Genomic DNA, 13,479 nt, shown 5'->3' with positions numbered 1-13,479 from the left:
CTAACATGACAAAAAAATCTGTTCTCTTTGTAGCATCCGAGGGGCTTCCGTTCATCAAGACTGGCGGATTGGCTGATGTTATTGGCTCTTTGCCAAAAGAATTGGTAAAACAGGGTTTAGATGTCCGAGTCGTTCTACCACTCTACAAAAAAATTGCAGTAAACAATCACTCTGATTTCGATTACGTATCAAGTTTTGATGTGCGGGCTGGCGACATCCAATCTATGGCAAATGTTTACAGTCAGGTTGTTGATGGAGTAACATTCTATTTTATTGAGCACCGCGATTTCTTTGAACGCGATGAACTATATGGATATGACGATGATGCCATGCGTTTTGGCTATTTCCAACATGCTACATGTCGTCTGTTGGAAGCACTTCATTTCTTCCCGGATGTCATGCACACACATGACTGGCACACTGCTGCACTTCCATTCCTTTGCCGTACTTTCTATAGCTACCGCGAAGAATTCCGTAATATCAAGCATGTATTCACTATTCATAACTTGGCTTTTCAGGGAATTTTCCATAAACAAGCGCTTTGGTCAGCGCTTGGCATGGACTATAGCTACTATTTGGATGGTATTGCACGTTTTCATGATGAATGTATCAGCTTCATGAAGCTTGGTATCCTATATGCTGACAAGGTTACTACAGTTTCTGAAACTTATGCTCGCGAAATCCTAACGGAAGAATTCGGCGAAAACATGCAACATGTACTAGAGTTGCGCAAATATGACTTGGTTGGCATTATCAATGGTATCGACTATGATAGTTGGGATAGTCAAACAGACCAGTACCTTGTGAGAAATTATAGTCTTGAAACGATTGAAAGTAAAAAGGCTAATAAACTGGCCCTGCAAGCACAATTTGCCCTTCCACAAGATGAGAATGTCCTATTGATAGGTATCGTCTCTCGCTTGACATGGCAAAAAGGGTTCTATCTCTTGACCGAGGTACTTGGCCATCTTCTTCAAGCCCATGTCCAATTTGTTATCTTAGGCAATGGTGAGGAAGACATTGAAAATGCCTTTAATCACTTTAAACACGCCTATCCTGATAAATTTGCATTCTACCGTGGTTACAATGAACCACTTGCCCACCAAATTTATGCAGCAAGCGATCTCTTCCTCATGCCTTCTATGTTTGAACCATGCGGCATTAGCCAGTTGATTTCAATGCATTACGGAACACTCCCTCTAGTGCGTGAAACAGGTGGCTTGGTTGATACTGTAGCACCATACAATATGTCTACCAAAGAAGGAACTGGTTTTAGCTTTGGAGGGCGTGACGCTTACAATATGCGACAAGTCTATGATTTAGCCCTTCAAACCTACTATGATCGTCCCGATGACTGGCATGCCATGGTTGAACAAGCTATGAAGCGTGATTTTAGTTGGACAGCTTCGGCAGAGAAATACATCTGGCTCTACCGTGAAATTAGTGGTTAGGAAATAAGATGAAAAAATAAACTGAATCGGAGTGGGACCCTAGTCCACTCCTTTTCGGCAATGGAGATTGCTATGACAGAATTTACTGACCTAGATTTATATTATATGAATGCTGGTGAGCATACCACTCTTTACGAAAAAATGGGTGCTCATATTATAAAAGAAGGAAACAAAATTATCGGAACCCAATTTCGTGTCTATGCCCCAAATGCCAGAGAAGTATTCTTAGTTGGCAACTTTAATGAGTGGCAACGCAGTCACTCTATGGAGCGTGAAATTGATGGTGTGTTTCAACTTTATGTAGACGGATTAAAATCCCTTGAAGATTATAAATATCTGATTATCACACACGATGGGCGTGAAATATATAAGGCTGACCCTTATGCATTTTTCAGCCAAGTTCGTCCAGACACTGCCTCTACAACCTACAATTCGCGTTATAAATTCAAAGATGACCTCTGGATGTATAATCGTGTTAACTATGATTTTAAAGAACAGCCAGTATCCATCTACGAGGTGCACTTAGGTTCGTGGAAGCAAAAATTTGCTAATAAAAATGAAGGAGGAGCTCCAGTAGAAGCTTTCAATAGTTATAAGGAAATTACTCCACTTCTCATCGAACATATCAGGGAAAATAACTACACACATATTGAATTATTGCCAATTACCGAGCATCCTCTCGATGCGTCTTGGGGCTATCAGGTAACAGGCTACTACAGTCCAACTAGTCGCTATGGCAAGCCAGATGAACTTAAGTATTTAGTTGACCAATGTCACCAAGCAGGAATCGGAGTGATTCTTGACTGGGTACCACTTCATTTCTGTAAAGATGCTCATGGGCTCTACCAATTTGATGGTAGTTGGCTATACGAATACTCCTACGAACAAGATCGTGAAAACCACCAGTGGGGGACTGCTAATTTTGACCTTGGAAAAGGACTGACTCGTTCTTTCCTTCTTTCTAATTTAAAATACTGGTTGGAATATTTCCATTTTGATGGCATCCGTGTTGATGCACTATCTTATCTTCTCTATTGGCGTGGTGAAACAGATGAAGATAAGATAAATCATGCCGCTATTGACTTTATCAAACGTGTCAATGCCATGGTCCATACCGACTATAAGGGAGTCCTGATGATTGCTGAAGACTCTTCAAGCTTCCCTAAAGTCACACATCCTCTAGAAGATGGCGGTATTGGATTTGATATGAAATGGGATCTGGGCTGGATGAATGATACACTAAAATTCGTGGAACGCCCTGCTATTTATCGAAAATATCACTCAAATGAAATCACTTTTGGTATGTACTATAACCAAAACGAGCAATTCTTACTACCACTTTCGCACGACGAAGTTGTTCATGGGAAGCATTCCATTATCGAGAAGATGAATGGCGACTACGAAGATAAGTTCCATCTGGCTCGAGTCTACTACAGCTTTTACTTTGCCCATCCTGGAAAGAAATTACTCTTCATGGGAAATGAATGGGGGCATATCCGTGAATGGCACGAATATACAGAAATGGACTGGGGACTGCTACAATTTCCAATCCACCATTCTTTCTATCAAATGATGAAAACATTATCTACTTTCTACAAAGAACATGATGCTTTCTGGAAATATGACTACCAAGCCTATGAAAAAGGATTTAATTGGGTAAAAATAGATGAAGAAGCAAGCCTGTATGCTTTTTCTCGCACTAGCGATGAGCAAGAAATCTTAACTATTCATAACTTTAATGATCAAGAACTATTTGATGTACACTTGGATTTGCCCGCTGACAGCGAATATAAACTTGTCTTCTCATCTAATGCTATTCCAATGGACACATTTAGCCTCTATCCCGATGAAAATGGAGCTAGAATTACTGTACCACGTTTGACCAGTTTTTATCTAGAGCGTGTGAAATAATTATCTATAAAGAATGGAGTATTGAACCGACCCCAATTTTCTGTCTAACTTTTGGGGTGTGGCTCACTTATTCCATTCTTTTTGCATGCAAAAACAACCACCGTTTCCGATGATTGTTCCTTTCTCTTATTCAACACTTGTATATGTTGCAGCTTTCTCAAGGAAAGTATCAAACTCACCACTTGCTTTTACTTCTGCGATAACCTTGTCTATCGCAGTTTTTAGTTCTGTACTACCTTTTGGCAAAGCAATGACTTTCGAATTTTCATCAATCGTTGGAAATTCAACGGATGCAACGGCTAAATCCGAATTCTGTGAAACATAACCAGCAGCAACTGGAGAATCCATTAAAATAGCATCAACTTTTCCTGATTTGAGCTCATTTACAGCTTCACCCATCAAGGTTAAAGAAATTAGGTTAGCTTGACTAATATTTTCTTGTGCGTAGGCTTCCTGTGTTGACCCCTTTTGTACCGCAAGAGTCTTCCCACTCATAGCATCAATTGAAGTGAGTGAATTGGCGCTATCTTTTTTGATAAGTAAGACATCAGAAATTTGATAGTAACTTTCAGAGAAATCAAAAACTTTTGCACGCTCTTCCGAATAAGATAGACCAGCAATTGCAATATCAGCTTTGCCATTTTGAACGCTAGACAATACATTGTCAAAACTCATTGCTGAAACTTCAAGCTTGACCCCAAGTTCGTCGGCTATTTTTTGAGCCAACATAATATCTGCACCAACAACTTCATTCTTTCCATCAACTAGTGCCTGAAACTCGAATGGAGCATAGTCTGGACTAGTTGCCACTACCAATGTACCTTTTTCTTTAATTTTATCCAATGCAGATTGTGATGACGTCGAAGAACAAGCTGCCAATGTCAGTCCTGCTAAAACTGTTGCTGCTAATGCCAAGATTTTTTTCATATTTCCTAAATACCTTCTCTTTATTTTAATAAAATACTTATTCTAAAAACACAAGCTTTTTGATTTTCATTGTATTTTCTTGCATTTTTTCAGAATGTATTCTCATTTTAATTCATTTTTATACATTTGTCAAGAAAATATTATTTTTATTCACTTTAATTGTATAAAATTTAATTGTTAGCAATGGATAATTCATAGGCTTCTTGAACAAATTGATCCATCTGTCCAGATTCTACTAGTTTTGTAATGACAGAGTCAACTTTTTCCTTTAAAGCTGTACTGCCTTTTGGCAAGGCAATAGCATAGGCATCTGAATAGCTACTTTTTATCTCAGTATCTAAAATAACCAAATCATCATTTTTGTCAACATAGGCTTTCGCAATCGGCTCTTCAAAAATAACTGCTTCTACCTTCTGTGATTTTAATTGATTAATCAGCTCTCCGTTCGAAGCCAGAGCAATAACCGTGGAAGACGGAAGCTGTTCTTTAACGATTTGTTCTTGAATAGAACCCTTTTGTGCTCCAATATTTGCCTCAGCTAGAGAATCAAGCGATGTATATTGTGCAAGATCCTCTTTATTTATAATAACTTTATTGGTTGAGGTGTAGTAAGGAATAGAAAAATCATACACTTTTGCACGCTCTTCAGTGGCTGAAATTCCTGAAATGGCAATATCCGATTGCCCTGACTGGACATTGTTCAAAACATTATCAAAACTCATCGCTGAAAATTCGACTTCTACACCCAATTCTTGACCAATGGCTTTTGCAAGCTCAATATCAGCTCCAACGATTGTATCTTTGCCATCAACCAGTGTTCTAAACTCAAATGGTGGAAATTCTGGATTTAATGCAACAATTAGTTTTCCCTTTTCCTGAACATCCTTCAAAGAAGTATCTTCTTGAGTAGCATTTCCACTACAAGCGCTTAGGGTCATCGTTGCCAGTAAAACCAAGCCTGTCATAATATATTTTTTCATCATCATATTCTCCTTTAAAATAATCCTGTGCATACTTATACCGTTTTTTTATATAAAACATCGGACTTTCATTGTAGTGAAATGCATATTTTTTCTCCTTTTTTGAAAGATAAAAACATTTTATGTCATTTTTATACATTTGTCAACTTATTTATTGTATTTTTATTCAAATGTTTTTGTCTTATATAAAATTTAATAAATATTTTCACTTCATCATGTTTTACAATCCCCTAGCTAACATGTAACTACATACTAAAATCAAATGCAATCGAATAAAAAGTTATGCTTTAACAGACATATTTCTTGACAGTGCGTGATATACATAAAATATTCAATCGGCTCTAAAGGGATATTAATATCGTTTATAATTAACTATAAATAAAAGACAAGGACATTAACGGGAATATTCTTGTCTTTTATTTATAGTTTTATTGTAATGAGTAGTCTGTTATTAATAAAAACTAACCTTGATAATACTAATAATTGAATACAAGAATCAATAAGTCTAAAAACAGAAAAAGTGAGTCTTATCTTTGGACTCTATCAGAAGAGTTGTCTGATAGTCTATAGTTATAATTAATTAGAAATATAGATCGTTAATAATTGATTCCAATGACGATGTCGTCGGTAATTCCTGTTTCTGTACTTTATTTTTTCTTTGTCTTTTTATGTATTGTTCAAAATCTCCAGACATACTTGCGTAAGTTGTAAAACGTCGCTTTGCTTGATTCACGGTTTTTTCAAACAATTTATTAGCTTCAATAGGATTCACTCTCTGTAATAAAGCAAAGCGTTCTTGTTTCATCATAAATGATGTCATTTTATCAAAATTTGGTCGCTTATAATCCAAAATCATTGGATTTTTCCCTTCAATATCTAGCAATGGATTATACCGATATAATGACCAGTATCCAGATTCCACAGCCTCTCTTGCTTCTTGCAGTGTCTCCTTCATTCCTCCAACTAATCGATGAGCAATACAAGGAACATAGGCAATTACAATAGATGGACCAGGGTATCGTTCTGCCTCTTCAAAAGCTTTGATAACTTGAACCGGATTGGCACCACTTGCTACTTGGGCGACATAGACATTGCCATATGTCATAGCCATCATCCCCAAATCTTTCTTTGCACCTTTATTTCCAGAAGCTGAAAATTTAGCAATCGCTGCAGTTGGTGTACTTTTTGAAATATGCCCACCTGTATTTGAGTAAACTTCGTTATCCAGAACCAAAATATTAATATCTGCACCACTTGCAAGAACATGATCTAATCCACCATAACCAATATCGTAAGCCCAACCATCACCACCAATAATCCATTGTGATGGTTTTACAAATAAATCTCGCTGTTCATATACTCGTCGTAATAATGGTTTTGACTCATCAAGCTCACACTCTAATAAATTAAGCAATTTTGCACTACGTGCAATCGTACCATTGCTATTATTAATATTCTTAATCCAATCATCAATCAAGTTACATAACAAAGGACTTGCTTCAGTTTTACCTCTCTGCATTATTTCAATTAGAGCGCTTCTTCTTGTTTGGTTGGCAATTAACATACCATAACCAAACTCTGCATTGTCCTCCAACAATGAATTGCTCCAAGCAGGACCTTGCCCTAACTCATTGGTTGTAAATGGAGTTGCTGCTACCATTCCTCCCCATATTGATGAACACCCTGTAGCATTAGCAATCATCATTCTACTGCCAAATAGCTGTGTCAATAATTTTATATATGGAGTCTCCCCACATCCCGAACAAGCACCTGAAAATTCTAAAAGAGGTTTCTCAAATTGTGTATATTCTACAGTACCAATTTTAGCAGGATTTTCTTTAGCTCGCAAAGTCATTGAAAATGCCCAGTTAATCGCTTCTTCTTTTAAATGCTGTGAATTGTCCCCGATGAGTTCAACCATACTTAGAGCCTTGCCTTTCACTGGGCAAGCCTTAACACAAAGCTCACATCCTGTACAGTTTTCAACTGATACTTGAACACGATATTTTAGTCCGTCTTTCCCCTTATAGTCCCTTACAATATAACCTTCTGGCGCCTCTTCTAATTCATCTTCCTCAAGTAGAAAAGGACGAATTGCGGCATGCGGGCAAACAAATGAGCATTGGTTACACTGTACACAGTACTCTGAATGCCACTGTGGCACCTCCCATGATGTACTTCTTTTTTCTTCAGCAGCAGTCCCCAGCGGTATATCGCCCGCAACCATGCCATTATTAATTAAGTCTCCAACAGTTATTTTGCTTCCTTCTTGGCGATTGAGTGGTTCTTGAATAGCAGAAATATATTTAGAGGTACGTTCTGATGGTGCAATATTTTTCGGAAAACAGTGCTTCCATTCCTTAGGTATTTCTATTTTTTCTATAGAAGAAATGGTTGCCTGTAAAAGCTGTATGTTACTTTCTACTACCGCTTCTGATTTCTGCTCATAATTGAGGAGGACTTCCCTTTTCAAGGCCTCAAAAGCCTTCTCCATTGGCAACAGATTAGTTAATTTTAAAAATGCTGCCAGCATACATATGCCAACCTTACCGGGTATTCCTACTTCTTGCGTTAATCTATAAGCGTTTATTATATAAAACTGAATATCATTTTCTGCCATATATTGCTTAATTTTACTAGGAAGTAGGTTACTCAATTTTTCGCTGGGCCATGTCGTATTTAATAAGAAGATGCCTTTGGGTTTCAACCCTTTCAGTAAATCAATTTTTCTTAAATACCCAGGCATTGCAACTCCGACAAAATCTGCTTGCTGAACAGCATAAGAGGAACGAATTGGGGCACTTCCAAAACGAAGATTAGAGGTCGTGATACCATTCTGTTTTCTGGAATCGTAATAAAATGTTCCCTGAACGTTACAATCAACTTCCTCACTAATGATTTTAATAATTGATTTGCTAGAACTAACTGATCCATCACCACCAAAACCCCAAATTTTTGCTTGAAATGTATCTTCCGAGGTCAAGTCCTTTGTAGAATTTACTGAAAGAGATAAATTAGTCACATCGTCAATAATACCTATCGTAAATGGATTTTTAGGTTCTTTCTTTTCTAATTCTTCAAAAACAGCAATAATTTGATCAGGAGTCGTTTCTTTCGAACCCAAACCATACCTACCACCGATAACTTTCAAAAATCGCTGTCCCTGATATAGAGCACTCTGTACATCTACAAAAAGAGGTTCACCTAGTGCTCCAGATTCCTTGGTCCGATCCAATACCGCTACAGTTTGAACAGTTTTGGGAATTTTTCCTAAAAATTCAGACTTTGGAAATGGGCGATAAAGATAAATTTGAACAAAACCAACTTTTTTACCCTTTGCTATTAGATAATCAATTGTTTGACAGATAGTCGGTGCTACTGATCCCATTGCAACAATAATATGTTCAGCTTCAGGGTGACCATAATAACTAACCAAATCATAATCTGTCCCTCGTAATTGATTAATTTTTCCCATGTACTTCTTGACAACGTACGGTAGAATTTGATAGTGGCGATTCACCGTTTCTCTTTGTTGGAAAAACAAGTCTGGCCCTTGGTTAGTCCCAGATACCGTTGGTGAATTAGGATTCATCCCTCTATTTCGGAAAATTCCCAGAGCCTCTTCATTCAGCAAGTTTTTTATCTCATTGTATTCTAAAACTGTAATTTTTTGCATTTCATGGCTTGTTGAAAAACCATCAAAAAAATTTACAAATGGTAGACTAGCTTCTAAGGCTGCCAAATGAGCAACTATGGATAAGTCCATTACTTCTTGAACAGTCCCTTCAGCCAACATTGCAAATCCTGACTGTCTCACAGCCATAACATCACTATGGTCTCCAAAAATACTTAACGCATTTGTAGTGACAGATCTTGCTGCAACATGAAAAACAGTCGGTAGTAACTCTCCAGCAATTTTATACATATTGGGCAACATCAATAATAAACCTTGAGACGATGTAAAGGTTGATGTAAGAGCACCCGTTTTTAGTGAACCATGTACAAAACCTGCTACTCCAGCCTCAGACTGCATTTCAATTACGTTGACTGTTTGACCAAATAAATTCTTTCTTCCACTAACTTGCCAGATATCAATCCATTCTCCCATAGTAGAACTCGGAGTAATAGGATAAATACCTGTAACATCACTAAATGCATATGCTATGTAGGCCGCTGCCTTATTGCCATCCATTATTTCTTGATAGGACATCCTTACTTCTCCTTTGTTCAATATTGATAAATTCATGCTTAGAAAAGCTCACCCAAAACTAGATGAGCTTTCTATTAAATTTTTAATTTCCTTTTGGTAGAATGGTTTCCACTTCTGTATGCGGACGCGGAATGACATGGACAGATACAAGTTCTCCTACTCGTTGTGCTGCAGCTGCTCCAGCATCAGTTGCTGCCTTAACGGCTCCTACATCACCGCGTACTAAAACGGTAACCAAACCTCCTCCAACGTGCTCTTTTCCTATCAAAGTAACGTTGGCTGCTTTTACCATTGCGTCTGCTGCTTCAATAGATCCAATCAATCCTTTTGTTTCAATCATACCTAATGCTTCTGATGCCATTGTCGTGCTCCTTTTAAAAATTTAATTAATTATTCTAATGGGGTAAAATAGTTTCCACTTCTGCATGCGGACGTGGAATGACATGAACAGATACAAGTTCTCCTACTCGTTGTGCGGCAGCTGCTCCAGCATCAGTTGCTGCCTTAACAGCTCCTACATCGCCGCGTACTAAAACAGTAACCAAACCTCCTCCAACGTGTTCTTTTCCTATCAAAGTAACGTTGGCTGCTTTTACCATTGCGTCTGCTGCTTCAATAGACCCAATCAATCCCTTTGTTTCAATCATACCTAATGCTTCTGATGCCATTGTCGTGCTCCTTTTAAAAATTTAATTAATTATTCTAATGGGGTAAAATAGTTTCCACTTCTGCATGCGGACGTGGAATGACATGAACAGATACAAGTTCTCCTACTCGCTGTGCTGCAGCTGCTCCAGCATCAGTTGCTGCCTTAACAGCTCCCACATCACCGCGTACTAAAACAGTAACCAAACCTCCTCCAACGTGTTCTTTTCCTATCAAAGTAACGTTGGCTGCTTTTACCATTGCGTCTGCTGCTTCAATAGATCCAATCAATCCTTTTGTTTCAATCATACCCAATGCTTCTGATACCATTTTATATCCCTCCTTTATTTAATAAGACGTAATTTATTATTTCCTGTAACACCGAGTGCATTTGCTTCTTCTGTATCTAAATGACACTCTAATGTGAAGCTATCACTAACTCGTACCACAACTTGATTAAGAATACCACCACGTTCACCAGGAAGCTCCAATGAGACTACTTGCCCATCTTCAACTCCGAAATGTTTTGCATCACTCGGGTTCATATGGATATGACGCTTAGCCACAATACAACCTCGCTCAATTTGAACAGCCCCTTTTGGACCAATTACGATACAGCCAGGAGTATCTACAATATCCCCTGATAAGCGCAACGGTGCGTTAATTCCTAACTTGAAACAATCGCTTTTTAATAATTCAATTTGCGTATCACTTCGGCAAGGACCTAATATCCTAACTTTTTCAATGATTCCCTTCGGACCCACAAGTGTTACACATTCTTGATAAGCACATTGACCCTTTTGCGATAAATCTTTCAATTTATGAAACACATACTCTTGACCAAATAATGCAACTGCATGTTCCTGAGATAAGTGAATGTGGCGATTTGACACGCCCAACGGAATGACATTTCTACCAAAAACGTCTGCTTTTTTTGAATTTTCTTCTACGTTTGGAGTTGATTTTCTACAATCAGACTCTTTGCCATCTAAGTAATCAATCACTTTATAAAAGAGGCTCTCTAAATCTTCACTCACTGTCTTCCCCCCTATCTCTTTTTCAATGCAGAGAGAATTTCTCTAACTATTGCTTCATTGTCAATATTTTCGTTAATTTCGACTATGGATTCATCCGCTAAAGTTTCTTGACGTCTTTCAAAAGCAGCTTGAATATCTTGTGGCGTTTGATTCAATGTATCCTTAACAGGTTCGATTGTCGGTGTACAATGAACACTAGCCGAACATACTGCATCAACTGTTGCCTCTGACTTTGATAAAGTTGTCTGTTTTGGAAGCGCTTGAAAGCGATGGTCATTCGCGACAATTTGTGTGACGTCTCTTACACCGTATGCTACGGTCTTGATATTAATCAAATGCTCAGGAGTTAGATTGTCTGAAACTGAGCTACCACCATCTGTACCACAACCAAGAGTAAAGGCAATTGGTAAGCCCGTTGAAATACCTGTTCCTCCTTGGCTACCACCTGTGTTAATTAGAATACGAGAAGCAGGCTTACTTGAAAAGCGGAAAATCATATCTGGATCACCTGTATGTAAGCTCATAGTATGACCAATACCATTTTGTAATAGCTTAATACTAAGCGCACAAGCTTCCTCCCAATCTTTCACCACATAAAAACCTAATACTGTAGTCAATTTTTCAAATGATAGTGGGTTTCCTTGACCTACACCAACTTGTGGACCTACTAAAATATTTGTATCAGATGGGACAGAAATACCTGCTGCTTCCGCTATTTTAATCGCTGGCTGACCTACAAATTTAGGATTCATCGCTGGATTGCAACTATGTGAATTTCCTCTGAAAAGTATTTGACAAACCTTATCAGTTTCTTCTTTCGTCATTAAATAACAACCTTGTGCTTTCAATTCTTGAAGTACTAAGTCTTTGTTGGCTTCTTCACAAATAATAGCTTGCTCTGAAGCACAAATAGTACCATTATCAAAAGTTTTAGATGCTACTATATTTGAAATAGCTTTTTTTACATCTGCTGTTTTTTCAATATAGGTGGGAGAGTTACCAGCTCCGACACCAATTGCGGGTTTACCACTACTATAGGCAGCTTTTACAATTCCTGGTCCACCTGTTGCAATAATAAGCGCAATATCTTTTGAATGCATCAATTCATTGGTTGACTCCATTGTTGGATTCATAACGCACCCTACTATTGATTCCGGTGCTCCAGCTTCAACCGCAGCTTTTCTCACTAACTCGGCTGCCGCCACACTACAACGTTTTGCAGAAGGATGAGGAGCAAATACAATAGCGTTTCGAGCCTTTATTGAAATCATGGACTTATAGATTATCGTAGAAGTTGGGTTAGTTGAAGGAGTAATTCCTAATATTAATCCCATTGGTTCTGCTACTTTGAAAATTTTATTTTTCTCATCAAACTGAAGAATGCCTGTGGTTTGATATTCCTTTATTTCATCATACAACAAAGTAGAGGCTGCATAATTTTTAAAAGCTTTATCTTCTAATTTACCAAACCCTGTCTCCTCTACGGCTAAATCTGCCAAATAATAAGCATTGGTTTCAACTGCCTTCACAATATTTTTTAAAATAGCATCAATTTGTTCATCCGAAAAATATGCAATTTGATTAGCAGCTTCTTTACCATTTCTCACAAGATCACGCGCTTCTTGTATAGAGCAAAGATCTACATCCAGTGTTTTCATGTTTCAGGCACCTCCTAAAATTATTCTTTATCATTTTTCAGCTGACGAGAGTGCTTATCTACCAATAATTCAATCATCTTTCTTCTTATCATTTTGGATAATTCTTCTTCTGTAACATAAATATTATTATTGACAATCAACGCACGAAGTTCTGCCGCCTTCTTTTTTTCCAATTGTCTTTTGTATTCTTCTACTGACATCACTGCCTTTTCTTCAATGGTTTCCGCATTTTTTTCGTCTGTCCCAATGCTAACTGTCACCTCAGTGTCAACTATTCTATCTGCTGGTTCTATGTGTTCCGAAATTTCTTTACGTTCTTCTGTTGAATTGTTGGCAGAAAGGAGGTCATCTTGAAGAGCTGCAATCGACTCGTTTTTCTTTTTTACAAAAGGTACTAGTTGGGCATCTGGCCTAGGAATGACATGTGAACCATACAGCAATTTCACTCCCAAGTGCTGAACAGCACTTGCTCCAGCTTCCACAGCTGTTTTTACAGCGCCAACATCACCTTCCACAGTAATTGTAACCAAACCGCCACGAACTTTTTCTAATTTCAGTAGCGAAATATTTGCAACTTTTAGCATAACATCTGCTGCTTCAATGGCTCCGATAAATCCATATGTTTCTATCAAACCTAATGCCTTCATTATTTTTTACCTC

11 protein-coding genes are annotated in these 13,479 nt (G+C 37.9%); 2 read left to right on the top strand and 9 right to left on the bottom strand.

Annotation, left to right across the window (positions count from 1 at the left end; genetic code table 11):
- Positions 1-5: 5 nt before the first annotated feature.
- Entirely contained in the window at positions 6-1,451 is a 1,446-nt protein-coding gene (glgA, locus tag GPW69_RS04670; protein ID WP_044681675.1) for a glycogen synthase GlgA, read from the top strand.
- A gap of 72 nt (positions 1,452-1,523) precedes the next feature.
- Positions 1,524-3,362 (top strand): 1,4-alpha-glucan branching protein GlgB, encoded by a 1,839-nt coding sequence (gene glgB / locus GPW69_RS04665; RefSeq protein ID WP_024407162.1) that lies wholly within the window; start codon positions 1,524-1,526, stop codon positions 3,360-3,362.
- A 126-nt stretch (positions 3,363-3,488) separates the two neighbouring features.
- Here glgB and GPW69_RS04660 read toward each other — a convergent pair whose 3' ends face one another.
- The 9 genes from GPW69_RS04660 to GPW69_RS10795 form a co-directional block, all read right to left on the bottom strand.
- Entirely contained in the window at positions 3,489-4,289 is an 801-nt protein-coding gene (locus tag GPW69_RS04660) for a transporter substrate-binding domain-containing protein (RefSeq protein WP_014637883.1), read from the bottom strand.
- 170 nt (positions 4,290-4,459) lie between these two features.
- Complete coding sequence (locus GPW69_RS04655; RefSeq protein WP_074391106.1) at positions 4,460-5,269, bottom strand: transporter substrate-binding domain-containing protein; 810 nt, start codon at positions 5,267-5,269, stop codon at positions 4,460-4,462.
- Positions 5,270-5,849: 580 nt separating this feature from the next.
- Positions 5,850-9,479, bottom strand: a complete 3,630-nt coding sequence (nifJ, locus tag GPW69_RS04650) for a pyruvate:ferredoxin (flavodoxin) oxidoreductase (RefSeq protein ID WP_044681682.1) — start codon at positions 9,477-9,479, stop codon at positions 5,850-5,852.
- Positions 9,480-9,561: 82 nt separating this feature from the next.
- Positions 9,562-9,840 carry an ethanolamine utilization microcompartment protein EutM gene (gene eutM / locus GPW69_RS04645; protein WP_024400635.1) on the bottom strand — a complete coding sequence of 93 codons (279 nt, stop codon included), beginning with the start codon at positions 9,838-9,840 and terminating at the stop codon, positions 9,562-9,564.
- A gap of 34 nt (positions 9,841-9,874) precedes the next feature.
- A complete protein-coding gene (gene eutM, locus GPW69_RS04640; protein ID WP_029171727.1) occupies positions 9,875-10,147 on the bottom strand; it encodes an ethanolamine utilization microcompartment protein EutM in 273 nt (90 codons plus the stop codon).
- A 34-nt stretch (positions 10,148-10,181) separates the two neighbouring features.
- Positions 10,182-10,454, bottom strand: a complete 273-nt coding sequence (gene eutM, locus GPW69_RS04635; protein ID WP_024402162.1) for an ethanolamine utilization microcompartment protein EutM — start codon at positions 10,452-10,454, stop codon at positions 10,182-10,184.
- Between the two features lie 14 nt (positions 10,455-10,468).
- The gene (gene pduL, locus GPW69_RS04630) at positions 10,469-11,161 is read right to left on the bottom strand and encodes a phosphate propanoyltransferase (protein ID WP_074391066.1); all 693 of its coding nucleotides are present in this window, start codon (positions 11,159-11,161) and stop codon (positions 10,469-10,471) included.
- A gap of 11 nt (positions 11,162-11,172) precedes the next feature.
- Positions 11,173-12,819 (bottom strand): acetaldehyde dehydrogenase (acetylating), encoded by a 1,647-nt coding sequence (locus GPW69_RS04625; RefSeq protein WP_044681688.1) that lies wholly within the window; start codon positions 12,817-12,819, stop codon positions 11,173-11,175.
- A gap of 20 nt (positions 12,820-12,839) precedes the next feature.
- On the bottom strand, positions 12,840-13,466 hold the full coding sequence (locus GPW69_RS10795; RefSeq protein WP_044681689.1) for a BMC domain-containing protein: 627 nt from the start codon (positions 13,464-13,466) through the stop codon (positions 12,840-12,842).
- Positions 13,467-13,479: the final 13 nt, after the last annotated feature.

The sequence above is a fragment of the Streptococcus suis genome (assembly GCF_902702775.1).
Classification (GTDB): Bacteria; Bacillota; Bacilli; order Lactobacillales; family Streptococcaceae; genus Streptococcus; species Streptococcus hashimotonensis.
The sequence above is the reverse complement of the archived record's forward strand: the minus strand, read 5'-3'. Positions and strand labels throughout refer to the sequence as shown.

Bases quoted from the DNA above. Each gene is read 5' to 3' on its own strand.
- glgA (WP_044681675.1), top strand. From the start codon at position 6: ATGACAAAAAAATCTGTTCTCTTTGTAGCATCCGAGGGGCTTCCGTTC.
- glgB (WP_024407162.1), top strand. From the start codon at position 1,524: ATGACAGAATTTACTGACCTAGATTTATATTATATGAATGCTGGTGAG.
- GPW69_RS04660 (WP_014637883.1), bottom strand. From the start codon at position 4,289: ATGAAAAAAATCTTGGCATTAGCAGCAACAGTTTTAGCAGGACTGACA.
- GPW69_RS04655 (WP_074391106.1), bottom strand. From the start codon at position 5,269: ATGAAAAAATATATTATGACAGGCTTGGTTTTACTGGCAACGATGACC.
- nifJ (WP_044681682.1), bottom strand. From the start codon at position 9,479: ATGTCCTATCAAGAAATAATGGATGGCAATAAGGCAGCGGCCTACATA.
- eutM (WP_024400635.1), bottom strand. From the start codon at position 9,840: ATGGCATCAGAAGCATTAGGTATGATTGAAACAAAAGGATTGATTGGA.
- eutM (WP_029171727.1), bottom strand. From the start codon at position 10,147: ATGGCATCAGAAGCATTAGGTATGATTGAAACAAAGGGATTGATTGGG.
- eutM (WP_024402162.1), bottom strand. From the start codon at position 10,454: ATGGTATCAGAAGCATTGGGTATGATTGAAACAAAAGGATTGATTGGA.
- GPW69_RS04625 (WP_044681688.1), bottom strand. From the start codon at position 12,819: ATGAAAACACTGGATGTAGATCTTTGCTCTATACAAGAAGCGCGTGAT.
- GPW69_RS10795 (WP_044681689.1), bottom strand. From the start codon at position 13,466: ATGAAGGCATTAGGTTTGATAGAAACATATGGATTTATCGGAGCCATT.